Here is a 24,673-nt window from a genome sequence, read left to right on the forward strand (position 1 = left end):
GGGGCCCCCCACCGTGGGGGGGTGCCGCCGCGTCGTGTCCCGGAGCCGGGGGTGCCTACCGGACGAGCCAGAAGCGGGACTCGCGGTACGCCCGGGCGTCGGGGTCGTCGGCCGCGACGCGGACGGGGGTGTGCAGGCAGACGACCAGGCCGCCCAGCCGCTCCTGCTCCGCCGCCAGCCAGCGGGACTGCCAGAGCATCGCGGCGGCCAGGCCCGCCAGGAGCATGCCGGCCGGGATCCCCGTCGCGTAGCCGACGCCGAGTCCGACCAGCAGCACCAGCACCAGCGGCACGGTGAGGGCGCGCGAGAACAGGTCGAAGGTCTTGTCCCGCGCGACCAGTTCGGCCCCCGGCGGCGGAGGGGTCACGCCCGCCAGCCTCGTCTCGTACCAGGGCCGGCGGGTCCTCAGGAGCCCGACGTACGTCACCGCGAACAGCAGCGCACCGGTCCCGACGCTCATCACCGGGTCCGCCGGTTCGGCGCCGCCGGTGAAGGCGGGCACACAGCTGACCAGGCTCACCGGGAGCAGCAGCCCGGCCTGTATCCGTACCGACGCGACCAGTCCCACCAGCCGCAGACCACTGCCCACCGAGCATCCCCCCGATTCGATCAAGATCCGGTGCATCCTAACGGGCACCGCCCGGCCACCCTGCCCGGCCTGCCCGGCCCCGCCCGGCCGCCGCCGCTCCCCCGGGGTCCGGCGGTCCCGGGCTTCAGAGCGTCAGGGCCGGGCGGTGGTGGTCGAGCCAGAGCGCGAGGTCGACGACCCGTTCCAGGCGGAGCCGGTGGCCCCACTGGAGCCGGTCGGCGGGGGTGTCGAGGACGGCGCCGATCACCGTCGCGTCGGCGATGTCGCGTACCTGCGGGACGTCCAGTGCCTCCCGGGCCAGCCGCCGCAGGCCCTCGTTGTAGTCGAGGTGGTGGGTCGCCGGGTAGTGGTTCTTCGGCCGCAGGAGCACCGAGTCGGGGGCGATGCCCCGGCCGGTGTCGCGCAGCAGGCTCTTCTCCCGGCCGTCGTGGTTCTTCATCGCCCAGGGGGCGTTGAAGGCGTACTCGACGAGGCGGTGGTCGCAGTAGGGGACCCGGACCTCCAGGCCCTGGGCCATCGAGAGGCGGTCCTTGCGGTGGAGCAGCTGCCGCAGCCAGCGGGTGAGCGAGAAGTGCTGGATCTCGCGCAGGCGGCGTTCCCCGGCGCTCTCGCCGTCCAGGCGCGGTACGGCCGCGAGGGAGCTGCGGTAGGTGTCCTCGCGGAACTCGCGGATGCGCAGGTGGGCGGCGAGGTCGGGGGCGAGCGGCATGGCCGCGTCGTCGCCGGTGACCAGCAGCCACGGGAAGGTCCGCGCGGCCAGTGCCTCGGGCTTGTGGAACCAGGGGTAGCCGCCGAACACCTCGTCGGCGGCCTCGCCGGACAGGGCCACGGTGGAGTGCTCGCGGATCTCGCCGAACAGCAGGTAGAGCGAGGTGTCCATGTCGCCGACGCCGATCGGCGAGTCGCGGGAGGCCACGACGGCCCGCCGGTTCTCCGGGTCGAGCAGCGCGCGCGGGTCGAGCACCACGGTGGAGTGCTCGGTGCCGATGAAGGCGCCGGCCTCGGTGGCGTACGGGGTGTCGTGGCCGGTGCGCAGCACGTCGCCGGTGAACCGCTCGGCCTGGTCGCTGTAGTCGACGGCGTAGGAGCGGAGCTTCGCCCCGGGGCCGCGGGTGCGCCGGAGTTCGTCGGCGACGAGGGCGGTGACGACGGTGGAGTCGAGGCCGCCGGAGAGCAGGCTGCACAGCGGGACGTCCGCCTCCAGCTGGGACCTGGCGGCGCGGTCGACGAGGGCGGCCACCCGGTCCCTGGTGGTCTCCAGCCCGTCCGTGTGCGGACGCGCGGTCAGTTCCCAGTAGCGGCGCTCGTGGATGCCGTCCCGGTCGAGGACCAGCAGGCCGCCGGGGTGGACCTCGTGCACGCCGGCCCACACGGTGGGGCCGGTGGTGAACAGCAGGCTGTACGCCTCGCGCAGGCCGTCGGCGTCGACGGCCGGGGCGACCTCGGGGTGGGCGAACAGCGCCTTGGGCTCGGAGCCGAAGGCCAGGCCCCCGTCGACGGCGGCCCAGCACAGCGGCTTGACGCCGAGCCGGTCGCGCACCAGCAGGAGGCGCTGCGCGCGCTCGTCCCAGATGCCGAAGGCGTACATGCCCTCCAGGTGGTCGACCAGGGCGTCACCCCACTCCAGGTAGGCGCGGAGCACGACCTCGGTGTCGCTGCGGGTCCCGAAGCGGTGGCCCCTGCTTCTGAGCCGCTCCCTCAGCTCGTGGTGGTTGTAGACCTCGCCGCTGTAGGTGAGCACCACCTGCGGCCGGTCGGGGCGGTCGGCCATGGGCTGGGCACCGCCGTCCAGGTCGATCACGGCGAGCCGCCGGTGGCCGAGCGCGGCGTTGCGGCCGAGCCAGACCCCGCCGGCGTCGGGCCCGCGCAGGGCCATGGTGGCGGTCATCGCCTCGATCACGGGGGCGCTGTGCCGGACGTCCTGGTGGAAGGACACCCAGCCGGTTATTCCGCACATGCGTGCGCTCCTGACGGTGGAAGGGGCCGGAGGAGGGTGCTCGGTCGTAGGGCCCGGGCCCTACGGGACCCGGGGCGGCCGTGCGACGCCGCACCCGGCACACGAGTCGGGCCGGAACCCCGGGAAGTTCCGGGCACCCGCGTGATCCTTTTCCGAGCGGGCGGACCACGCGGCCGGGATCCGGCGGGGCGTCGACCCCGGCGGACGCCCCGGGCCGACCGGCCCGTCGAACCGGACGCGTGCCGGACGCGTGCCGGATCCGGGGCGGATCCGGGCGCTTCCGGGCCGCTTCCGGGCCGCTTCCGGGCCGGGAGGCGTCGCGGAGTTCGCGGCGCGAGACTGAATGTAGGCGCAGTCGAGAAACGGCACCGCCGGAATTCCCCACCAGGAGGAGGACATGCCTACCTGCAAGGAAATCAACGCACTCATCGCGCAGCTGAATCGGGAACTCGCGGCGGCGACCAATCAGCTGGCCGGCGCCGTCAGCGCCGCCGACAGGGCGCGGATCCAGCAACTGATCGACGCATTGGAGACCGAACTCGCGGGCCTCCGGGGCGATTGGCTGGCCCAGGGCTGCGACCGGCCGGTGAAACCGGCGATTCCGGTCCTGGCACAGCCCGGCAAGAACATCCAGGTCACGTACGACAGCAATCCGAACAATGACCGGAGCGAATCCGTCCTGATCAGCAATCCGATCAATCCGCTCAATATGGTGGGCGCCTCCAAACGGTTCACCGATCCCGTCGAATACCAGTTCTCACTCGCCGCCTACGCCACCCTGGACGGTGGCGCGACCTGGACCGAGTCCCTGCTGCCCCCGGTCGCCGGAGCGGACTTCACCTCGGATCCGATCGTCACCTTCGACGACCTGGGCAAGGCCTATCTGTCCGGTCTGGTCTGGACCTATCCCGTGCCTCCGCCTCCCATCCGGCCGAAATCTCTCGGTATGGCGGCCTACACCTCGACCGACGGCGGGCTCACCTGGAGTGCGCCCGACTTCTTCTACCAGGGCTACGCGGACAAGCCGGCGATCGCCGGGGACACCACACCCGCCAGCCCCCATCACGGCAACGTGTACGCCGCCTGGGACGGGGACAGGCCGGACGACCACCACGAGATCCAGTTCGCCCGTACGACGGACCGCGGCGCCACCTGGATCGGTGCCGGGCCGGTGGCCACCGGCCCGCCCCCAGGCACGGTGGTCGCGCACGGCCTCTTCCCGTCCGTCTCCGTCACCGGCGACGGCACCGTCGTCGTCTTCTTCATGGCCGCCGGACAACCGCCGTCGGTCGACTGCATCAGGTCCACCGACGGTGGCGACACCTTCACCGCCGCCGCGACGGTGGCAACGCTGGTGGCCGAGCTGCCCATCCAGCTTCCCGGCGGGAAATTCCGCACCGAGACGATTCCGACCTCGTGCTGCGGGCCCGGCCGGATCGTCACGGTGGCATGGCCGGAATTCCGCAACAACGTCGCGGAGATCTACTACCAGCAGTCGCACGATGCCGGGAGTTCGTGGAACGGACCGACCAACGGACGGCTGCTCACCCCGACCGCCGCCGGTCAGCACAATTTCGCGCCGCAACTCGCCGCCACCCCCGCGGGCGATATCGGCTGCGCCTTCTACCAATTCGGCCCGCGCGCGGGCGGGGCGCCCCCGGATCTCATCGATGTCCTCCTGGCGGTCTCCCGGGACACCGGCGCCGATTTCCGCCAGCGGATCACGATCACCGACCGGCCGTGGGATCCCACCGTCGACGCACCCCTCGGCGGCGGATTCATCGGAGACTATTTCGGCCTCGCGGCCGGCAGCACGGGCTGGTTCCCCTTCTGGACCGACACCCGGACGGGAATCCAGGAACTCTTCACCTGTCACGCGTACGAGCTGATCAGGGGTGCCTGATCAGGGGTGCCTGAAGGTCACGGTGGCCGGGTGGGAAAATGATTCCGAGGCCGCCGGCGCGTGTGCTGTACTGGCCGCATGGGGGTTGACGACGGCCGGATGCGGCTGCGGGTGACGAGCCATCCGGTCGACGGCGCCGGACCGGGCTCCGGGCTCGGCCGGATCCTGAGCACCGGCCCCATGCTCCGCAACACCTTCCTCCACCCGCCCGACCTCCGGGTCGGGTACCTGCGCGCGAGCCGGGCCGACCTGCTCCGGCTCGGCGCCCTGTTCCGGGTCGCCGCGACGAGCCCGCACAGCGCGCTGTACGTCCCGGCCCCGCCGGGCGCCCGAGCGACGGCCCCGGTCGGCGGCGCCCGTACGCTGCCGCTGCTCCTGGCCCGTGAGGACACCGGGCTGCGGCCTTCCGACTGGCCGGCCCTCCGGCGCGGGATGCGCCGCGCCTCGGCGCCCCTGAGCGTGACCGCCCCGGCGGCACGCTCCTCCGACCGGCCCGACGACGTCCGCCGCCGGGCCGACCGCCACCCCGCCCGTTTCACCGAGCACGCCGCGACGGCCGTCATCACCGCCCGCGCCGAACTCCTCTTCTGGATCGGCGACTGGCTCACCGCCGCCGGCGACCGGGTCGCCGGGGACAGCCACGTCCACCGCCACGGCGAGACCTTCCTCGGCGACCTGGCCGGCTTCTTCGACCCCGCGGGCACGGACCAGCCCATGCACGCGCTCTGCGTCGTCGCCGAGGAGCCGATCTTCCACCGGGCCCGCTGGCACAAGCAGCAGGCCACCACCGGCAGTTGACGCCGGCCCGGCCCGGACCCGCGGCGTCGGCCCCGCCGCCACCCCGGTCGGAGGGCCCCCGGGGCCCCTACTGCGGCCGCAGGTCCAGGACGAGGTCGCGGGGCAGGCCGTGGGTGTCGTGGAGGTAGTGCAGGTCGTCCTCGGTGAGCGGGCCGTGGAAGCGGGGGCGGGAGAGCACCCGGCGGCCGCGGTCGAGGAGCCGGTCGAACCGGTGCTCCTCGTCGAGCAGCACCCGGCGCACCGACTCCGGGTCCACGTCCGGGCGGAAGCGGTCCAGGGTGTGCCGGACCAGCTCGACCGGCAGGTCGCCGAGTCCGCGCTGCCCGTCGTCCCGGCGCAGCACGGTGAGCACCCGGCGTACCAGGCGGCGCAGCACGTAGCCGCGGCCGGTGTTGGACGGGCGGACGCCGTCGCCGATGACGACGATGCCCGAGCGCAGGTGGTCGCAGACCAGCCGCAGTGACGGTTCGTCCAGCTGCCACAGCGTCGGGACGAGGCGGCGCCAGGGGTCGAAGACGTCGCACTCGAAGACCGAGGACCGGCCCTGCAGCAGCGAGGAGAGCCGTTCCAGGCCGAGCCCGGTGTCGATGTTGCGCTGCGGGAGCGGGACGAGCGTGCCGTCATCGAGGCGCCGGTGGCGCATCATCACGTGGTTCCACACCTCCACCCAGCGGTCGTCCCGGGTGGGCGTCGACTGCGGCGGGGTGTCGCCGGTCCACAGGAAGATCTCCGAGTCCGGGCCGCAGGGGCCGGTCGGCCCGTTGGACCACCAGTTGTCCTCGACGGTGAGCTCGACCGGCACGCCGCGGTCCTGCCACAGTTCCAGCGAGCCGGTGTCGGGGCCGACGTGGTCGTCGCCGCCGAAGACGGTGGCGTGGAGGCGGCCCGGGTCGATGCCGAAGCCGTCGGTGAGCAGCCCGTAGCCCCAGTCCAGGCTCTGCGGGCCCTCGTAGTCGCCGAGGGACCAGGTGCCGAGCATCTCGAAGACGGTCAGGTGGGTACGGTCGCCGACCTCGTCGAGGTCCGTGGTGCGCAGGCAGCGCTGGACGTTGACCAGCCGCCTGCCGAGCGGGTGCGGGCGCCCTTCCAGGTGGGGCGTGAGGGGGTGCATGCCGGAGGTGGTGAACAGCACCGGGTCGCCGGGCGGGGGCAGCAGGGTCGAGCCGGTGATCCGGCGGTGGCCGCGCTCCTCGTAGTACTCGGTGAAGGTGCGGACGAGCTGGTCGGTGTCCATGGGGTGGCTCCTTCGCGTGGGCCGGGGGGAGGCACCGGACAACAGGTCCACGCGGTCATCGGAGCCGAGGGGGAACGCCTCGGAGCCACCAGCGGCGGACCGTGTCCGGTCGCCGTGGGGAGGGGGTACGTCAGGCGGCGGCCGGCGAGCTGGTCGCTCGCGCGGTCGCGGTGGTGCTCGGGCCGGTGACGTTCATGGTGCCGAGGGTAACGCGGTCGGCGTCGCGGGGCACGTGGTTTTCCGCCCGGTGCCCGGCCCGGAGGTCTGCGGCCGGGCCCGGGGGTCCGCGGCCGGGCCCGAACGCGCCGGTGGCGCCGCTGGGAGCGGCGCCACCGGTGGTGTGCTCGTGTTCAGGAGTCCGTGCCGGATGTCAGCTGTGGCGTCCGGGCCTCCGGTAGGCCGTGGCGCAGAGGATCAGGCCGCCGAGGACCGCGATCCCGCCGAAGGCGGCGAGCAGCGGCCCGTGCATGCCGCTGCCGGTGTTCGGCAGCGAGGGGCTGCTCGTCCCGGAGGGGGTGGGGGCGGTGGCGCTCGGGCTGTGGGTCGGGCTCACGGTGTGGGTCGGCGACGGCGACCCGCTGGGGGTCGGCGACGGGGAGGACGTCGGGCTCGGCGAGGGAGACGGAGACGGTGAGGGAGAGGGCGACGGGCTCGGCGACGGCGACGGGCTCGGGGAGGGGCTCGGCGACGGCGACGGCGACGGGCTCGGCGAGGGTGAAGGCGAGGGGGACGGCGACGGCGAGGTGGTCGGCAGGATCACGCCCATGTCGAGGTCGAGGTAGCGCTGCCCGCCCGTGAGGGTGACGGTCTGGGTGATGCCGGTGGTCGGGTCCGCGTCGGAGTCCTTGCTCGGGTCGGTGCCGGCGCCGCGCTTGGTGACGGTGGCGCCCTTGGGCAGGGTCGACAGGTCGAACTGGACGGCGTAGCTGCCGTCCGGCAGGTTGTCGAAGAGGTAGTGGCCGCCGGCGTCGGTCACCGTGGTGACCGGCTTGCCGTCCTTGTCGCGCACGGGCTGGCCGTTGCCGTCGAGCAGCTTCACCGTGACACCGGGGATGCCGGGGTCGCCGGGCTTCTGGATGCCGGAGCCGTCCAGGTCCTGCCAGACGAAGTCGCCGAGCGCGTTGTTCGACGGCGCCATGCGCTTGATGGCGACGCCGACCTTGGCGGGCTCGGCGGGCAGCAGTTGGCGGCCTTCGTTGTCGGTGGCGGTGAAGGCGAAGCTGTTCCAGGCGTAGTCGCCCTCGGGCGCGTCGTAGGAGGCGACCATCGGCCAGGTGAGGGTGAAGGACTGCCCGGAGGGGATGGTGCCGGAGCGGTGGACGCGGAACCAGGTGGCCGTGCCCGGCGCGGGGAAGGCGGTGGTCCAGGCCGCGGCGCTGTTGCAGCCGGTGCGGCTGACGATCACGGTCTCGACGCACGGGTTGGGGTCGGTGGTGTACTCGATCACCACGGCCGGGTCGCTGCTGGTGATCGGCTGGCTGAGCGAGGGCGCCCAGGCGCTGCCGCGCGCCGCGTCCTGGGTGAGGACGTAGTTGTCGCCCGGGGCGGGGAGCTTGTCGTAGGCGATGAAGTCGGTGACCGGGTCCGGGGAGTCGTTGCGCACCGTCATGCGCCAGGAGGTCTGGCCGCCGGGGGTGGAGGTGCCGATGCTGACGTAGTCGGCGTCCAGGTCGCCCTTGACCTCCTTGTACGAGCGCAGCACCGACGGCACGTCGACCCGGATCTGCGACGAGGCGTGGCACATCAGCTCGGTGGTGTCGCCGTTGCCGTTGAGGTCGAGCAGGTCCGGGGTGCTGCCGCTGTCGGAGCCGGAGTACATGCAGGAGACCGGGTTGGTCGGCTTGTCGACGGTGACGTAGATGTCGTTGGTCAGCTCACCGGAGCGGATGCTGCTGGCGACCTGGACGTCGAAGAGCACCCGGTAGGCCAGCGGGTCGTGCAGGTACGTCATGTCGGGCGCGCCGGCGGGCCATTCCATCCGGAGGATCTGGCGGCCGTCCGGGCCGGGGGTGACGGTGATGGAGCTGGGGGCCTTGGCGTCCGGGTAGTTCGGGTCCGGGCGGGCCGAGCCGTCGATGTAGACGACACCGGCGGGCAGCACGTCGTACAGGACGAGCGGGCGGTCGAGGTCGCGGGCGCTGCGGTTGTACGGGATGACCTGGAAGGTGGCCTTGCCGCCGGGGGCGGACAGTTCGCCGGCGACGGTGGTCTTGGCGGCGCCGAGGTTGGTGGCCTGGGTGATGGTGGTGTTGGCGCAGGCGTTGGCGGCGGCGGTGTTGGTGCCGTCACTGGCGGTGGTGTCCACGCAGTTGGTCAGCGGGGACGGCGCCGTACGGCCGTCGTGGCCGGGGGTGGCGACCTGGGTGACCAGCTGGACCGAGTTTCCGGGGCTCCAGCCGGTGGGGATGGGCCCGTTCCAGGTGAACTTGAGGCCGTCCAGCCACCGTCCGGCCGGGATGCCGAGGTCGTCGTCGGCGGGGTTGCCCGCGCCCTGGGAGAAGACGATCCGGCGGGTGCTGGAGCCGTTCAGCGGGTTGGTGGGGGTGAAGGTCAGCCAGGTGGGGTCGCCGTTGAGGCGGTACTGCATGGTGAGCCGGATGCTGGTGGGGTTCCACGGCTCGAACTGGAGGGACTGCGGGTAGATCCAGTTGTAGATGCCGTCGGTGGTCCCGGCGCCGGGGTCGGTCATGGTCAGGCTGGTGGCGGGGCCGGAGGTGTTGGTGGCCGACAGGCCGAAGGAGTTGAGGTCGCCGGAGACGGCGTTCTCGCGCCACACCTTGCTGGCAGTCACCATCACGCCGGTCGCCGGGGGCCGGAACGGGTTGGTGGTGGCGTTGTCCGTGTCCAGTCGCCGCTCGCCCTCGCCCAGCGGGGCGCCGAGCAGGTCCACGGTGTTCACGGAGGTCGTCCCGTCCGGGAAGTCGGCCTCCGGGTAGTTGACGACCAGCACGCCGGGCTGGCGGCAGCCGCCGCGCCCGTTGCCGGAGGTGAACGCCCCGATGTCGTAGCCCCAGGTGTTCGGCCCGGGCGGCACCTGGGACCAGCCCGGCGAGCGGCTGGTGTCGACCACCGCGCCGGGCGGCAGGGTGTCCAGCAGGCGGCTGGTGTCCAGGTCGACGTTGGGCACGTTGTCGGTGGCGCAGGGGCTGAACTGGTAGGTGACGGTGCGCCCGTCGCTGCTGGAGGTCTGGATGCCCTTGGTGACGGTGTACTGCGGCTGGACCTGGGCCTTGGTGTCGGCGGTCGCGGTCTGCGAGGTCTGGCCGGTGGCCGACATGGTCGCCGAGTTCGTCGAGGCCGCGCCGTTGGGGGTGGAGAAGTTGGGGTACTTCATCGACACCGTGATGGTGGCGGTGGTGCCCGGGCTCAGGTTCTTCAGCTTGATGTCCATCGTGCCGCCCGTCGCACCGGCGGCGGGCACGGTCGACGCGGCCTCGTCGACGGTCGACGGGTCGGGCGTCCAGCCGAGGAACTGCATGTTCGGCGGCAGGGTGTCGAGGATCTGCCCGCCCGTGCACTCGGTGATCGAGCACGTGTAGCGCAGGGTGAAAGTGACGTTCTCCCCCGGGGAGACGGTTGCCTTGTCCACGCTCTTGGTGAAGGAGATCGCGGCCTGGGCCGGTGGTGCCAGCACGCTGCTGCTCAGCAGCGAGCCCGCCACCAGCGCCAGGACCGAGGCGATCCGCCCGGTCCGGAATCGAAGTCGCATACCAGGCAGTTCATCCGACCCCCGGCTACTACTCCCGATGGCGCGAGGACAGGTGACGGTGATTCACCTTCCCGGCTCAGCGTGGCCCGTGCGCTCGGCGGGTAGCGGGCGGACCCGGGCGGGCGGGCGGCTCTGCCCGTGGCGAATCTGCGGCGGGCAGAGAAACCGCCGGCGGGGGCCGCCCGGGGCCGAGAGTGGGTCCGACGGCACTCCGGCCTCGGCTCCGGCCTCGACAAGGAGAGACAGATGACTCCACGCACCACGTTCCCGCCCCGCGCGGCGGACGGCGACACCGCGCCCAGCCCCTTCGACGACCACCTCGCGGCGCAGTTGCTCGCGCAGCGGATCGTCCTGCTCGGCACCCAGGTCGACGACGTGTCGGCCAACCGGGTGTGCGCGCAGCTGCTCCTGCTGTCGGCGGAGGACCCGCGCACCGACATCGCCCTGTACATCAACAGCCCGGGCGGGTCGGTCACTGCGGGACTGGCCATCTACGACACCATGCGGCTGGTCCCGAACGACGTCTCGACGCTGGCGATGGGGTTCGCCGCCAGCATGGGCCAGTTCCTGCTCGGCGTGGGGGCGCCCGGCAAGCGGTTCGCGCTGCCGAACGCGCGGATCATGATGCACCAGCCCTCGGCCGGCATCGGCGGCACCACCTCGGACATCGAGATCCAGGCGGAGAACCTCCGGTTCACCAAGCGGGCCATCGAGCGGATCACCGCCGAGCACACCGGGCAGAGCGAGGAGACGATCGCGCGCGACGGCGACCGGGACCGCTGGTTCACCGCCGAGCAGGCCCGCGAGTACGGGATCGTGGACCGGGTGGTGGAGTCGCTCGCCGACGTCCGCCCGGCCGCGTCCCGCCGACGGATGGGGTTGTGACATGGGGTCGTACACGGTTCCCTACGTCATCGAACGGACCGCGCAGGGCGAACGGTCCTACGACGTCTTCAGCCGGCTGCTGAACGAACGGATCATCTTCCTCGGCACCGAGATCGACGACGGGGTCGCCAACGTGGTCATCGCGCAACTCCTCCACCTGGAGGCGGAGAACCCGGAGCGCGAGATCTCGATCTACCTCAACTCGCCCGGCGGATCGTTCACTTCACTGATGGCGATCTACGACACGATGACGTTCGTGCAGGCGCCGATCTCCACGTTCTGCGTCGGCCAGGCGGCGTCGACGGCGGCGGTGCTGCTGGCCGGCGGAGACCCCGGGCGACGGTTCGTGCTCCGGCACGCCCGGGTCCTGCTCGGCCAGCCGGCCAGCGGCGGCCGCCAGGGGACGGTCTCCGACCTCAGCCTCGCGGCCAAGGAGATGGTCCGCATCCGCTCGCAGGTGGAGGAGGTGCTGTCCCTGCACACCCACCACGACGCGGCCACCCTGCGGGCGGACATGGACCGGGACAAGATCCTCACCGCCGAGGAGGCCGTCGCCTACGGGATCGCCGACGAGGTGCTGAACCGACGGCTCGCCCACGACTGAGCCCGCGCGGTGGTCCCGGGGCGGGGTGCGGGCCGGGGCGGGGTGCGGGCCGGGGCGGGGTGCCGATACGACAGGGGCGTACCGGCACCCGGCCCGATCGGGCCGCGCGTCAGACCACGGCTCAGGCCGCGAGGCAGAGGCCGTCGTAACGGGCCCGGACCGACGGCGACGTGCGCCCCACCCGGCCGTGGCCCGGCTGCGCGCGCCCCGCCTGGCTGCGGGCGTGCCGGGTCAGCCCGTCCTGGGCGAGCGAGAGCAGGTCGGCGAGGCCGAGGCCGAGGGCCCGGGCGGCGGCCGCGAGCACCTCGGAGGAGGCCTCCTTGCGTCCGCGCTCCAGCTCCGACAGGTACGGCATGGAGATCCGGGCCGCCTCCGCGACGTCCTTCAGCGTGCGCTCCTGGGCGAGGCGCTCGCGCCGCAGCGCGTCGCCGACGAGGTCGCGCCAGAGCGGTTCCTTCGGTGCGGGGGTCCGGGGCTCCCCCGCCGGCCGCTGTGGAGCGCGGGGCGCCGTACCGGAGGCCGGCGGCGGGGTCTGCGGGCGCAGGGGAATGACGCGGGCTTCGTTCGGCGCATGAGTGCTCACCCCTTCAGCGTAGGGATCCCGGGCGCGGAGGGAAGGGAGCGGCGTTCTGCCCTGAGTGAAGGCGACTGCCCCTCATGGCTGTCGGGTTCGCGGCGCCGGCCGGGGCCCTGCCACCACACGACGGGGCGGACCGTAGGCGGCACGGGGCAGGGGATGCCCCGTACCGCCTACGGTCCCGGGCTGTGGTCCGGGCCGCGGTCAGGTCGAGCGCAGGGCGTCGGTGGGGGATGCCCTGGCCGCGCGCAGGGCCGGGTAGATTCCGGCGACGGCGGCCACCAGCACCGACACCAGCGGTCCGGCGACGAGGACGGGCAGGGGGATGGAGGCGGGCCAGTCCTGGGCGAGGGCGTAGCCGTAGACGGTGAGGCCGCCCAGCAGCAGGCCCGCGAGGCCTCCGATGAGGCCCATCAGGACGGCTTCGAGCAGGAATTGGACGGCGATCTGGCCTCCTCGGGCGCCCAGTGCGCGGCGGAGCCCGACCTCGCCGCGGCGTTCCATCACGCTGACCACCATGGTGTTGGCGATGCCGACGCCGCCGACGAGCAGGGCGACCGCGGCGAGGGCGAGGACCAGCCCGGTGAGGGCGCTCTTCGCCTCGGACCGGGCCGTGAGCAGGTCGGAGGGGCGGCTGACGGCGACGGTGCTCGGGCTGGCGGGGTCGGCCGTGGCTCCGGCCACGGCCTGCACGTCGGGGACGCGTTCGGGATGGGAGCGGAGGTAGACGGTGGCGGCGGTGCCGTCCGCGCCCAGGTGGGCCGTGGCCTGGGGCCAGCCGACCAGGGCCGCGGTGCCGATCTCGGGCGCGAGTTCGTTCGGGGCCAGGATCCCGGTGACGATGAACGACTGTCCGCCCAGCCAGACCCGCTCGCCGGACGCGGTGACGCCGAGCCGTTGGGCGGCCTGGTCGCCGAGCACGGTCACGGGCAGGCTCTCGCTCGCCCCGTCGAGCCACCGCCCGCTGCGTACGGTGGCGTGCAGGACGTCGAGCAGGTTGAGCCGGGCGGCCAGCACGGTGATGCTGCCGGTCTGTTGCGGCGGCACGAGGTCGTTGCGGTAGACCTGGGCCTTGGTCGCGCCGGTCGCCGTCACCTGCTGGACTGGCGCGATATCGGCGAGCATCTTCTCGGCCGTGGCCGGCAGTGGAACCGGCTGCTGGTCGGCTCCTTTGCCGGGGGAGACGGTGATCAGGTTGGAGCCGAGCTGGTCCAGGCGGGCCAGCAGGTGTGCCTGGTTGGAGAAGGAGATCCCGGTGACGGCGATGACGGCGGCGATGCCCAGGCAGATGCCGAGGGCGGACAGGGCGGAGCGCGTCTTGCGGGTGCGCGGCCCGATCATGCCCAGGCGCAGCAGGTCCGTCGGGCGCAGCCGGGTCCGGCGCAGCCGGGTCCGGCGCAGCCGGGTCCGGCGCGGGCGGTGTCGGCTCGGGCGGTGTTCGCGCGGGCGGTGTTCGCGGGGGCGGTGTTCGCGGGGGCGGTGTTCGCGGGGGGAGGTCACGGGCCGGCTCCTGCGGGGTGCGGGTGGCGCTCGTCGAAGTCGACGCGGCCGTCGTGGATGCCGATGCGCCGGGGGAAGGAGTCGGCCAGTTCGCGGTCGTGGGTGATGACGACGACCGTGGTGCCGTTGGCGTTCAGGGTGCGCAGCAGGTCGACGACGGCCGCGCCGGAGACACTGTCCAACGCGCCGGTGGGCTCGTCGGCGAGCAGCAGCGCGGGGCGGCCGACGAGCGCGCGGGCGATGGCGACGCGCTGCTTCTCGCCGCCGGAGAGCTGGTCGGGGCGGTGGTCGAGCCGGTGGCCGAGCCCGACGTCGCGCAGGGCCCGGGCGGCATCGGCGCGCCGGAGCGAGGCGGGGGCGCCGCTGTAGAGGAGGCCGGTGGCGACGTTCTCGACCGTGCTGAGTCCGGGCAGCAGGAAGAACTGCTGGAAGACGAAGCCGATCCGGTGGGCGCGCAGGGCGGCCAGTTCGGGGTCGGAGAGGTCGGACAGGTCGCGGCCCTCGAAGCGCAGCCGTCCGCTGGTGGGGCGGTCGAGCGAGCCGAGCAGGGCGAGGAGGGTGGACTTGCCGGAGCCGGAGGGGCCGACGACGGCGAGGAGTTCACCGGGGGCGACGGTGAGGTCGATGCCGTGCAGGATGCGCAGGGGCGGTGACCCGGGGTACTCCTTGGTGACGCCGGTGAGTTCCAGGACGGGGGTCTCCGTGCCGGTCCCCACCGGGGACTTCGCCGCCGGCCCGGTGGGCGGGTGGTGGTGGGGCGTCACTTCGGGATCACCACCTGGTCGCCGCCGCGGACGTCTCCGGTGATCTGCGCCTTGGCGTCGGCGACCAGGCCGAGCCGGACCGTCACCAGCCGGGTGGGAGCGCCCGCGCCGCTACCGTCGACGACCCGGACGCCGTAGCCGCCGCCGTCCAGGGCGACCAGCGCGGTGACGGGGACGATGAGCGCGTCATCGGCGGTGTCGCCGACGACGTTGACGGTCACCGAGGAGGGCCCGGCCTGCTGGGCCTGCTGCTGGTCGTCCAGGGCGATGGTGACGGTGGTCTTCTCCGGCCCGGCGCCACCGCCGGAGCCTCCCGGCCCGGAGTCCCCGCCGCCGCCCGCGGCTTCCCGGAGCAGGGAGCGGATGTGCCCGGTGATGGTGGTGCCGTCGGCCAGCTTCACCGCTGTCCGGCCGTTGGGCTTGAACCGGGAGAGCTGGTTGTCGGCGGGCTTCACGGTGGCGACGAGGTCGGTGCCGGTCACGGTCATGACCGCGGTGGTCCCGATGGCCGAGCCGAGTTGTGCGCCGACCTGCTGCACCCGGACGGCCTGCTGCGGCAGCATGACGACGCTGCCGAGGGTGACGGTCCCGGTCTGCTTCACGCCGAGGGCCTTCTGCCAGCGTTTGACGGCGGCGGCGGTGCCCTCCGTGAACTTCTGGTCGGCCGCCAGGCCGAGTCCGTCGGCGTGACCGAGGTCGATCAGGTTCCGTTTGAGCTGTGCGACGTCGGGGCCGTCGCCGGCACCGGGGCCGAGGTCACGCCACATCGGCCGCTCTCCTCGCAGCAGCACGACGGCCTGGCCGTCGACCTCGTAGAGCTTCGCGCCCGCCTTGACCACGGAGCCCACCGCCGGAAGGGCGGTGAGCGTTCCGTGGCCGGCGGCGACGACGGGGGTGGACGCGTCGTAGACGAGCGCTCCACCGACCTGGATGCCGCTGGACAGCGACCCCTTCTGCACCACGACGGTGTCGTGGCCGGGGGACGGCTGCCCGGCGGAGGAGGTGCCGTGCTCCCAGGGGCGGGTGGCGGCCAGCGTGCCGGCGCCGGCGAGCGCGGCGACCAGGGCGAGCGAGACGGCGGCCTTCCGGCGCCGGCCGCGGGTGCGGGCCGGCGGCGCGTCGGCGGGGGCGGGGGCGGCGGTGACGGGGCCGGGGCCGGGGGTTTCGGTGGTGTGGTCCATGGTCACTGGCCGAGGTGGTAGCCGGGCATCGGGAGCTTGCCGCAGGCCGGTTGGATCGCGTCCCACTTGGCCGCGTCGAACGAGGCTCCGGGGATCTCCAGGATGCCGTTCTTCGGGTCGGGGTCGGGCAGGTCCGGGTACCCGTTCTTCCTCGCGCACGCGACGAAGGCACGGGCCATCTCGACGAACCGCTCGTTGTTCTTCTGCTTGACCTGGTGGATCCCGGGGACCTTGGCGTCGCAGGTCTTGGCCGCCGGCTCGTAGTCGCCGGCCGAGCCGGAGTCGGTCCCGGCCGCCGGGACGGTGATGTTGCCGTCCTTGTCCTGCTGGACGCCGGTCTGCCCCTGCTGGTGCATGCAGTCCACCCACGCCTTGCGGACCGCGTCGTCGTCCTGCGGCGCGCTCCTGCCCCCGTTGCGGTCGCCCGCCACCCGGGGGGCCTGGTCCTGCGATGAGCACCCGCCCACCGCCAGTGCCACCGCCACGGCGGTCGCCGCCAGTACGGCCCGTACGGTCGTCTCGGTACGCATTCCTGCTCTCCCTGCTGGGGTCCGGTGCTGACCCCAGCAGTTCTACGGACCGGCCGGTGAGCCACCGGTGAACGTGCGCCTAACCGCCGGCTAACGCCCGCCGGGGCATCCTTGGTCCGCCGGGCCGCCCCCGCGCGGCGAAGGCACCCCGGGCCGCCGGCGCGGGCCCCCGACGCAGGCCCCGGAGCGCCGCGACCGCGGCACCCAGCGACATCCGAGCGGAGTGGGACCAGATGCGAGTACTGATCGTCGAGGACGAGAGGGAGCTGGCGGCGATGCTCGCCGAGGGCCTCCGCGCGGAGGGAATGGTCTGCGACATCGCCCACGACGGCGCCCGCGCGCTCGAAATGACCGCCGCAGCCGACTACGACGTCCTGGTCCTGGACCGCAACCTGCCCCATCTGAGCGGGGACGCCGTCTGCCGTGCCCTGGACACCACCGGCTACCCGGCCCGGATCCTCATGCTCACCGCCGCCGGCACCCTGTCCGACCTCGTCGACGGCCTCGGCAAGGGCGCCGACGACTACCTCTCCAAACCGTTCTCCTACCTCGAACTGGTCGCCCGCCTGCGCGCGCTGGCCCGCCGCGCCCCCGCCGGCAGCACCGCCGGCACCACCGTGCTCACCGGCCACGGCATCAGCCTCGACACCGTACACCGGATCGCCGAACGCGACGGCCGACCGCTGAAACTCACGCCCAGGGAACTCGGCGTCCTCGAACTGCTGCTCCTCGCGGGCGGCGCACCCGTCACCACCGAACAGCTGCGCGACCGTCTCTGGGATCCGGCACTGGACCCGGCCACCACCGCCGTCCGGGTCACCGTGCACTCCCTGCGCCGCAAGATCGGCGAGCCACCGCTGATCACCCACGACCCCGGCTACGGGTACCGGCTGTGAGCCGCACCGGCACCGGCCGCCGCCCGGCACCGCAGGACCTGCCGCTGCGCACCAGGCTGACCCTGGCCACGACCGCGCTCTTCGCCATCCTCGGCTGCGGCCTGGTGCTGCTGAACTGGCTGAGCGCCCGCCAGCTCCTCGAATCCAACCGCGACCTCGTGGTCCCCACGGTCGAACTGGCAAGCCCGACCCCGCTGGAGCCCGGCCCGACCGGCACGGCGACCGGCACCCCCACGATCGGTACCCCCACCGGTACCCCCACCGGCACCCCCACCGGCATCCCCACCGGCATCCCGTCCGGCGCCGACACCGTACCCGCCGCGCCCACCACCCCCGCCCAGGGATTCGCCGACTTCCAGCACACCGTCCTCACCGACCTGCTGACCCGTTCCCTGCTGCTGCTCGCCGCGTTCACCGCCCTCGCCGCGCTGCTCGCCTGGTGGGCCGCACGCCACTCGCTGCGCCGCCTCCACCAGGTCACCGCCGCGGCGCGGCGGATCAGCACCGGCAGCACCGGCGCCTCGCTGGACGAACGGCTCGACCTCACCGGCCCCCACGACGAGGTCCGCGAACTCGGCGACACCTTCGACGCCATGCTCGACCGCCTCCAGCGCAGCTTCACCGCCCAGCGCCGCTTCACCGCCCACGCCTCACACGAACTGCGCACCCCGCTCACCCTCCAGCGCACCGCACTGGAGATCCCGCTCGCCCAGGGACGCGTCCCCGCCGACCTGCTCCCCGCCCTCCGGCGCGCGCTCGACGCCAACGCCCGCACCGAGCGCCTCATCGACGCACTGCTGACCCTGGCCCGCGGCGAGAGCGAGAACCTCACCCCCCACCCCGTCGACCTCGCGGACACCGCCGGGCACGCCCTCGCCGACCTGGCCGACGAGGCGGCCGCCACGGCGGTCACCGTCACCACCGACCTCGATCCCGCACCGGTCACCGGGGACCCGGCCCTCCTGCGCCAGATCGCACTGAACCTGCTGGCCAACGCCGTGCGGCACAACCACCACGGCGGAACGGCCGCCATGGCCACCGGAACGCACGGCACGCGGGCCTTCATCGAGGTCTCCAACACCGGCCCGGTACTCGACCCGGGCGAGGTCCCCGCCCTCTTCGAACCCTTCCAACGCGGCCCGGAACACCGCACCGGCGGCGCCGGCCTGGGACTCGCCGTGGTCCACACCATCACCCTCACCCACCAGGGCACCGTCACCGCCACCCCGCACCCGGACGGCGGCCTCACCGTCCGCGTCGAACTGCCGCGGCGCGACGCCCCGGAGGCAGGGACGGCGGGATAGCGCGTCCGGCTGACCCCGGACGACAGCTGCCGTGCTGACGACGCCCGTACGGACGGGCTGACGGCGCCGTACGAAAGGGCCGTACATCGCGGGGCGTTACGACCCGGGGTCCTACCACCCGAGGCCCTACGGCGCGGTCCACCCCTCGCGGTAGGGCGCCAGGAACGCGGTCAGCGCCCGCAGCACGGCCTCCGGGGCCTCCTCGGCGGGGTAGTGGCCGCATCCGGGCAGCACGAGGCTCTCCACGTCGTCGGCGGCGAGCCGCATCGTGGCACCGACCGCGGCACCGAGGTTCTCCGCTCCCCCGATGGCCAGGACGGGGAGGGACAGCCGCCGGGTCCGGCGCCGCTCGTTCTGCGCGACGGTCGTGTCCAGAGCCCGGTAGAACTCGAAGCTGCACCGCAGGGCTTCCGGGTCGCCGGCGAGGGTGTCGACGTAGTGCCGGACGGCACGGTCGGGCAGGGCCTTCGCGGCCTTCGTGGCGAACTGGTGGCCGAAGTAGAGGTGTTCGCGTCCGCTGACCAGCTGTTCGTTGACGTCGCCGAGGCGGTTGAAGGCGAAGTGCCAGAGCCGGTCGTTGGCCTCCCGGCTGCCGAACAGCGGCGGGCTCGGGGAGAGTCCGGGGATCGCGGCCTCGGCGACGGCGAGGCGGTCGAGCCGGTCGGGGTGGTCGGCGGCCAGGGCGTAGCCGGTCCACATCCCGATGTCGTGGCCGACCATGGCGAACCGGCGGTGCCCGAGCGAGTCCATCAGGGCCACCAGGTCGCGGGCGAGCGTGCCGGTGTCGTACCCGTCCCGTGGTTTGTCGGACAGTCCGACGCCGCGCGGATCGACCGCGACGACCCGGAAGTCCCTGGCCAGCGCGGGCATCACCAGGCGCCAGGCGTACCAGGTCTGGGGCCAGCCGGCCAGCAGGAGCAGTGCGGGCCCCTCGCCGCCGGTGACGGCGTGCAGGCGCGGGCCGCCGGTGTCGACGTAGCGGCTGGTGAAGGTGTCGGCGAAGCGGGCCGGGAGGTCCGGCGCGCCGGACGCGGAACCGGGGCCCTCGGGCACCGGGAGGTGGGCTGACGACAGGCTCATGACCGGCACGCTAGCCATCTTGGACTGATCAGTCAAAGATAGCTGGACCGATCGGTCCAGGATCCGGACGTCCCCCGGGTAGGCTGACGGCAGGCAGCAGGCAGCAGGCAGCGGGTAGTAGGAACGGGAGGTGCGAGCGGTGGCCGGCCGGAAGCAGTTCGATGTCGACACGGCCCTGGACCAGGCCATGCGGGTCTTCTGGCAGCGCGGCTACGCGGACGCCTCGCTCGACGCCCTCGCCGCCGCCACCGGCCTCGGCCGCGGCTCCCTCTACGGCACCTTCGGCAACAAGGACGCCCTGTTCGGCCGCTGCCTCGACCGCTACGCGTCGCTCTACGGCGCACGGTACGAGCAGGCGCTCGCCGCCCACCCCGGCGACCCGGCGCGCGCGGTCGAGGCGTTCTACGAGGTCGTCCTGAGCCGCATCGCCGACCCGTCGGTCCCCCGCGGCTGCCTGGTCGCCCAGTCCGCCGCGCAGTCGCCGACGCTGAAGGAGGAGAACAGCGCCCAGGTGCGCGGCCTGCTCGACCTCCAGCGCCGACGGGTACGCACGGCCCTGGCCACCCACTCCCCCGCCCCCGCCGCCGACACGCTCGACGAACTCGCCTCCTTCGTCGTCGCCGTCAACCAGTCGCTGGCCGTCCTGAGCCGCGCCGACGCGTCGGACGCCGAACTGCGCTCCGTCGCCCGGCTCGCCTGCACCACGGTGGCGGACACCCTCGCCCGCGCGGCGTCCGGGGACACCGCCCGCTGAGACGGCCGACCGGGCCCGGGTCCTGCCGAGTCCCGCCGATACCTGACGCACCGGACCGGGCCAGGGCTGGTGCCGGGCAGGCCGCGGCGGATACAACGAGGTGCGAAGGTCGAACGAGGGGGCAGCAGTTGGAGCGGATCGGACCGTACGCCGTGGTGCGGGAACTCGGCGCGGGCGGGATGGGCACGGTGTACCTGGCCCGCTCGCGGGGCGGGCGCCTGATGGCGGTGAAGGTCGCCAGACCGGAGCTGGCCGCGGACCGGGCCTTCCGGGTCCGGTTCCGCGCCGAGGTGGACGCGGCGCGCAGGGTCGGCGGCTTCCACACGGCACAGGTGGTGGACGCCGACCCGGACGGTGAACCGCCCTGGCTCGCCACCGCCTACGTACCGGGCCCGACCCTCGCCCGCCTGGTCGCCACCGAAGGGCCCCTGGAAGAACGCGAGTTGGGGCAGCTCGGCGCCGCGCTGGCGGAGGCGCTGCAGGCGGTCCACGCGTGCGGCCTCGTACACCGCGACCTGAAGCCGGGCAACATCATCATGGCGCCCGACGGTCCGCGGGTCCTGGACTTCGGCATCGCCCGCGCCGTCGAGTCGACCCGCCTGACGACGACGGGCCACGCCTTCGGCACCCCCGGCTACCTCGCGCCCGAGCAGGCCGAGGGCCTGGAGGTGACGGGCGCCGCCGACGTGTTCTCCCTCGGCGCCGTACTCGTGGCGGCGGCGGGCGGAAGGGCCTTCGGCACGGGCACCCCGATGGTGCTGATGTACCGCTCGGTGCACACGGAGGCGGACCTCTCGGCGGTCCCGGACGGCCTCCGCCGCGTCGTCGGCGCCTGCCTGGCGAAGGACCCGGCCCGCCGGCCCACCACCGAACAGCTGCTCGACACGTTCACCGGAGCCGTAGGCGCCTGGCACCCGCCCACCCTCGTCGCAGCACCCACCACCTCCCCCGACCCCGGGTCCCCCCGTCCCGGGTCCATCCACGCGGAGGACGACGAACGCGCCGTGGTGATCGACGCCCACGGCATCGAGATCGGGCTGGTCGGACTCGGTATCAGCATCGACTTCCCCTGGGACGGGATCGCGAGCATCAGCCACACCCTCAAGCCCGCCACCCTGCAGTGCACGCTGTTCATCGAGTGCACCGAGGACGTCCCGTACGACTGCACCCTGACCGCCCCCGACGAGGAAACCTACGCCCGATGGGCCCGACACCTGCCGTCCGTCCTGGACCACTACTGCGAGTAAGCAAGAAGGGGGTGGGCACGATGACTGCCCGGATGTCCGGAGGTCGGGTGCGCGTCGCGGATCACACCAGGAGGACCTGACCGTCGAGGTCGCTCCGCGCCCCGGAACAGCAACGGGTCCGCCCGGGCCACGCACGGGGCGACTCGGCGAAGCGTCGGCCCGGCTCCGGGAGGGCGGGCGGCGGCGGGGCTCCGGTGGCGGGACCCCGCTCGGCCGTCACTTCTGGAAGGGGCTGGGCTCCCAGGCCTTCCCGCCGGTCGGGTAGCTGTAGAGCGGCCGGCCCTTGAGCGCGCTGGTGCGGAAGGGCGTGCCCGCGCCGGGGCCGATGGTCAGCGTGCCCTTGCGGTTGCCGCTGGTCCACTCCAGTTCCAGGTACCAGCTGACGTCGTGGGAGGTGGTCGCGGCGGTCACCTCGATGACCTCCGGGTCCCGCTCGCTCACCTTGACCGGCAGGCCGGGGCCGTTGAGCACGACCGGACGGGGGAGGGCCGCGTCCAGGTCGAGGTCGAAGGAGTGGACGCCGACTCCGCCCCCGCAGCCGTCACCCATGGAGTAGGCGTTCCAGGCCAGCGGGGCCGCGATCCGGGCGATGCGGACGTTGAGGGCGGTCAGCACAACGGTCTCGCTGCCGGTGCCCTGCACAGTGAGCTCGATCGACTGGTAGTTGCCGGGGACCGCGCCGACCCGGGAGACCCAGGCCGGGACGTCCACCAGCGCGGGCGGGCGGGGGACTTCCGACGGCGGGCGGTCGACCAGGTACTTGTCGCACTCGGCGCCCCCGTGCGAGGGGTGGACCGCGACGGCGATCGGGGCGCTCGCGCCCTGGTCCGCGGCGCCGGTCGGCCCCGACGGGTTCGCGCCCGCACCGGTGGAAGTGGCGGCGCCGACGGGCTTGTCGACAGCGGCCGGCGTCGGGGATTCGGCGGACGGACCGGCGTCAACGGCCCGGGCGGGTACGGGGGCGGGCGGACCGTCCGAGTGGGTATCAAGGCCGGTGGCGACGGCCCCGATGGCGGCGAGCACCGCTGCGGCCGTCACGGCGGCGAGTGCGCCCCGGCGCACGCGCCGCCGCGGCGGTACGGCGGGGGCACGCTCCGGGGCGGCCGCGCCGGCCCCGGCGGCGCCTCCCACAGCCGGTTCCTCCGCCGCAGGTGCGGGCTCGGGCTCAGCAGCGGTCTCGGGCGCAGTTGCGGGCGCGGGCGCCTGTCGGTTCGCCCGCGCCGCGTGGGCGATGCCCCACAGCCGGTAGAGCTCGGTACGTTCCTCCGGAGTCGCCCGGCACAGCCGCGCGAGGCGCTCCAGCGGGGCGAACTCCACCGGCATCACATCACCGTTGCAGTAACGGTGCAGGGCCGACGTGCTCACGTGCAGCTTCTTGGCCAGCGCGCCGTAACTGAGCCCCGACCGGCTCTTCAGCTCCTGGAGCAGCCGCGCGACCTCCTCCGCCTCCCGCAAATCCCCGGTCCCCTCTGGCACTGTTCCTCCACCGGCTCGTGAACCCCCTCGGCGGCGCCCCCGCCTCCGGCCGCCGCCGGCCACCGGACCACCCGGACACCGGAGCACCCGGACGCGGGACCACCCGGACGCGGGCCGACACGAGCTCCGGCAGACAAGTACGCCGCAGACCGTCCCACGGTTCCCCCGAGGGCACCTCCGGAGCCGGCCGCGCCCTCCCTGAGCCCCGCGAACGCGTCCCAGGAAGATTACGTCTTCCCAGTTCAAACCGGGTAACGGCGTCCCGGCGTCCCTGATCGCCGGCCCACCGTTGCGGCCGGGACGAACCGGCGCACAAGCTGACGGCGAATCACCGAGAGGGAGCAACTGTGAGCACTGTTCGGGCGGCCCGGGCCGCGATACGCACCAGCGACCGTCTCCACCGCGGCGCGGTGGCACTGGCGATGGGCGGGGTCCTGCTGATGACCGCGGCCTGCGGCGACGGCAAGGGCGAGGGCAGCGGCGACGCCGCGCCGGCCGGCACCGCCGCCCCGGGAGCCGCCACCCCCGGAGCCGCCACCTCCGGAGCCGCCTCCGGCGAGGCGCCCGACGCGGCGACGCCGAGGACATCGACCGCGGTGCTGGACGTCGAGCCGAAGGACGGGACCCAAGGGGTCGCGCCGACCGCGCTCAGGGTGTCCGTCTCCCACGGCAAGCTCACCACCGTCGACGTGACGGACAAGAACGGCAAGCCCGTCCAGGGCACGATCGCCCCGGACGGCACCGGCTGGAAGCCCGCCGCCGCACTCGCCCCCGGCAACGCGTACACGGTGAACGCCCAGGCGACGGACGCCGACGGTCTGGTCGCCGCGGCCACCAGCGCCTTCACCACCGCCTTGCCCGGCAAGCAGGTGTCGACCAACGACAACATCGCCGACGGCCAGACGTACGGCGTGGGCATGATCGTCAAGGTGGACTTCAGCACGAAGGTCGTGAACAAGGAGGCCGTCGCCAAGGCGATCACCTTCGAGACGGACAACGGCACCGAGGTGAAGGGCCACTGGTTCGGCGACAACCGGATCGACTTCCGCCCGGCCGACTACTGGAAGCCGGGCACCAAGGTGACCATCCACTACCGGCTGAAGAGCGTCGAAGTCGCCCCGGGCGTGTGGGGCGACATCGACAAGGACGAGCCGTTCACCATCGGCCGCTCCCAGATCTCGACCGCGGACGCCGCCACGCACCAGCTGACGATCGAGCGGGACGGCAAGACCACCACCGTGCCCGCCACCCTCGGCGACGACGAGCACCCCTCCTGGGGCGGCACCATGGTCATCATGTCCAAGGAGAGGGTCACCCACATGAACTCCCAGACCGTCGGCCTGGGCAAGGAGTACGACATCCCCGCCGCCCCGCACGCGATGCGGCTGACCACGTCCGGCACCTACGTCCACGGCAACTACTGGTACCAGCGCGACCTGTTCGGCAAGGCCAACACCAGCCATGGCTGCGTCTCGCTCAAGGACGTGGAGGGCGGCAGCGACTCCTCCGTCGCCGGGTCGTTCTACAACAGCTCGCTGATCGGCGACGTCGTCAAGGTCGTGAACAGCAAGGAGAAGACCGTCGCCCCCGACAACGGCCTCAGCGGCTGGAACCTCACCGGGCCCGCCTGGTAGCCCGCTGGACGGCCAGCCTCGCCGCGGACGCGGGGCCCGTGCTCGCGCCGG

At 73.4% G+C, this 24,673-nt stretch carries 20 protein-coding genes; 9 read left to right on the forward strand and 11 right to left on the reverse strand.

Annotated elements, in window-relative coordinates:
- Positions 1–55 precede the first annotated feature (55 nt).
- Together ACFQ6N_RS00345 and asnB are read right to left on the reverse strand one after the other, a co-directional pair.
- The gene (locus ACFQ6N_RS00345; protein ID WP_380645865.1) at positions 56–589 is read right to left on the reverse strand and encodes a hypothetical protein; all 534 of its coding nucleotides are present in this window, start codon (positions 587–589) and stop codon (positions 56–58) included.
- 124 nt (positions 590–713) lie between these two features.
- The gene (asnB, locus tag ACFQ6N_RS00350; RefSeq protein WP_380645866.1) at positions 714–2,546 is read right to left on the reverse strand and encodes an asparagine synthase (glutamine-hydrolyzing); all 1,833 of its coding nucleotides are present in this window, start codon (positions 2,544–2,546) and stop codon (positions 714–716) included.
- 397 nt (positions 2,547–2,943) lie between these two features.
- On the opposite strand from asnB, the gene ACFQ6N_RS00355 reads away from it, so the two are divergent.
- Entirely contained in the window at positions 2,944–4,449 is a 1,506-nt protein-coding gene (locus tag ACFQ6N_RS00355) for a hypothetical protein (RefSeq protein WP_380645868.1), read from the forward strand.
- A 78-nt stretch (positions 4,450–4,527) separates the two neighbouring features.
- Positions 4,528–5,247 (forward strand): hypothetical protein, encoded by a 720-nt coding sequence (locus ACFQ6N_RS00360; RefSeq protein ID WP_380645869.1) that lies wholly within the window; start codon positions 4,528–4,530, stop codon positions 5,245–5,247.
- Positions 5,248–5,314: 67 nt separating this feature from the next.
- Here ACFQ6N_RS00360 and ACFQ6N_RS00365 read toward each other — a convergent pair whose 3' ends face one another.
- Both ACFQ6N_RS00365 and ACFQ6N_RS00370 read right to left on the reverse strand, forming a co-directional pair.
- Entirely contained in the window at positions 5,315–6,481 is a 1,167-nt protein-coding gene (locus ACFQ6N_RS00365) for an alanine--tRNA ligase-related protein (RefSeq protein WP_380645870.1), read from the reverse strand.
- A 370-nt stretch (positions 6,482–6,851) separates the two neighbouring features.
- Positions 6,852–10,190 carry an SdrD B-like domain-containing protein gene (locus ACFQ6N_RS00370; RefSeq protein WP_380645871.1) on the reverse strand — a complete coding sequence of 1,113 codons (3,339 nt, stop codon included), beginning with the start codon at positions 10,188–10,190 and terminating at the stop codon, positions 6,852–6,854.
- A 246-nt stretch (positions 10,191–10,436) separates the two neighbouring features.
- Here ACFQ6N_RS00370 and ACFQ6N_RS00375 point away from each other — a divergent pair, with 246 nt between their 5' ends.
- Both ACFQ6N_RS00375 and ACFQ6N_RS00380 read left to right on the forward strand, forming a co-directional pair.
- Positions 10,437–11,075: an ATP-dependent Clp protease proteolytic subunit gene (locus ACFQ6N_RS00375; RefSeq protein ID WP_380645872.1), complete on the forward strand. Its 639-nt coding sequence runs from the start codon at positions 10,437–10,439 to the stop codon at positions 11,073–11,075.
- Between the two features lies 1 nt (position 11,076).
- Positions 11,077–11,679, forward strand: coding sequence for a ClpP family protease (locus tag ACFQ6N_RS00380; protein ID WP_380645873.1), 603 nt, complete (start codon positions 11,077–11,079; stop codon positions 11,677–11,679).
- Positions 11,680–11,800: 121 nt separating this feature from the next.
- Here ACFQ6N_RS00380 and ACFQ6N_RS00385 read toward each other — a convergent pair whose 3' ends face one another.
- The 5 genes from ACFQ6N_RS00385 to ACFQ6N_RS00405 form a co-directional block, all read right to left on the reverse strand.
- On the reverse strand, positions 11,801–12,262 hold the full coding sequence (locus ACFQ6N_RS00385) for a helix-turn-helix domain-containing protein (RefSeq protein WP_380645874.1): 462 nt from the start codon (positions 12,260–12,262) through the stop codon (positions 11,801–11,803).
- Between the two features lie 198 nt (positions 12,263–12,460).
- Positions 12,461–13,756 (reverse strand): ABC transporter permease, encoded by a 1,296-nt coding sequence (locus ACFQ6N_RS00390; protein ID WP_380645875.1) that lies wholly within the window; start codon positions 13,754–13,756, stop codon positions 12,461–12,463.
- Positions 13,753–14,472, reverse strand: coding sequence for an ABC transporter ATP-binding protein (locus ACFQ6N_RS00395; protein ID WP_380645876.1), 720 nt, complete (start codon positions 14,470–14,472; stop codon positions 13,753–13,755). Before ACFQ6N_RS00395 ends, ACFQ6N_RS00390 begins: the two co-directional genes overlap by 4 nt.
- Before the next feature lie 44 nt (positions 14,473–14,516).
- Positions 14,517–15,701 (reverse strand): peptidoglycan-binding protein, encoded by a 1,185-nt coding sequence (locus tag ACFQ6N_RS00400; protein ID WP_380645877.1) that lies wholly within the window; start codon positions 15,699–15,701, stop codon positions 14,517–14,519.
- A 2-nt stretch (positions 15,702–15,703) separates the two neighbouring features.
- Positions 15,704–16,231, reverse strand: coding sequence for a hypothetical protein (locus ACFQ6N_RS00405; RefSeq protein WP_380645878.1), 528 nt, complete (start codon positions 16,229–16,231; stop codon positions 15,704–15,706).
- 233 nt (positions 16,232–16,464) lie between these two features.
- On the opposite strand from ACFQ6N_RS00405, the gene ACFQ6N_RS00410 reads away from it, so the two are divergent.
- Positions 16,465–17,127, forward strand: coding sequence for a response regulator transcription factor (locus ACFQ6N_RS00410; protein WP_380645879.1), 663 nt, complete (start codon positions 16,465–16,467; stop codon positions 17,125–17,127).
- Positions 17,124–18,431: a sensor histidine kinase gene (locus ACFQ6N_RS00415; RefSeq protein WP_380645880.1), complete on the forward strand. Its 1,308-nt coding sequence runs from the start codon at positions 17,124–17,126 to the stop codon at positions 18,429–18,431. Before ACFQ6N_RS00410 ends, ACFQ6N_RS00415 begins: the two co-directional genes overlap by 4 nt.
- Before the next feature lie 126 nt (positions 18,432–18,557).
- Here ACFQ6N_RS00415 and ACFQ6N_RS00420 read toward each other — a convergent pair whose 3' ends face one another.
- A complete protein-coding gene (locus tag ACFQ6N_RS00420) occupies positions 18,558–19,511 on the reverse strand; it encodes an alpha/beta fold hydrolase (RefSeq protein ID WP_380645881.1) in 954 nt (317 codons plus the stop codon).
- A gap of 139 nt (positions 19,512–19,650) precedes the next feature.
- Between ACFQ6N_RS00420 and ACFQ6N_RS00425 the strand changes: the two genes are divergently transcribed.
- Complete coding sequence (locus tag ACFQ6N_RS00425) at positions 19,651–20,265, forward strand: TetR/AcrR family transcriptional regulator (RefSeq protein ID WP_380646141.1); 615 nt, start codon at positions 19,651–19,653, stop codon at positions 20,263–20,265.
- Positions 20,266–20,393: 128 nt separating this feature from the next.
- Positions 20,394–21,512, forward strand: coding sequence for a serine/threonine-protein kinase (locus tag ACFQ6N_RS00430; RefSeq protein ID WP_380645883.1), 1,119 nt, complete (start codon positions 20,394–20,396; stop codon positions 21,510–21,512).
- Positions 21,513–21,728: 216 nt separating this feature from the next.
- Here the strand turns inward: ACFQ6N_RS00430 and ACFQ6N_RS00435 are convergent, their stop codons facing one another.
- On the reverse strand, positions 21,729–22,988 hold the full coding sequence (locus tag ACFQ6N_RS00435; RefSeq protein WP_380645884.1) for a helix-turn-helix domain-containing protein: 1,260 nt from the start codon (positions 22,986–22,988) through the stop codon (positions 21,729–21,731).
- A 347-nt stretch (positions 22,989–23,335) separates the two neighbouring features.
- Between ACFQ6N_RS00435 and ACFQ6N_RS00440 the strand changes: the two genes are divergently transcribed.
- Positions 23,336–24,622, forward strand: a complete 1,287-nt coding sequence (locus ACFQ6N_RS00440; protein WP_380645885.1) for an Ig-like domain-containing protein — start codon at positions 23,336–23,338, stop codon at positions 24,620–24,622.
- The last annotated feature ends 51 nt before the right edge of the window (positions 24,623–24,673 follow it).

It is taken from the genome of Kitasatospora sp. NPDC056446, from assembly GCF_042796115.1.
Classification (GTDB): Bacteria; Actinomycetota; Actinomycetes; order Streptomycetales; family Streptomycetaceae; genus Kitasatospora.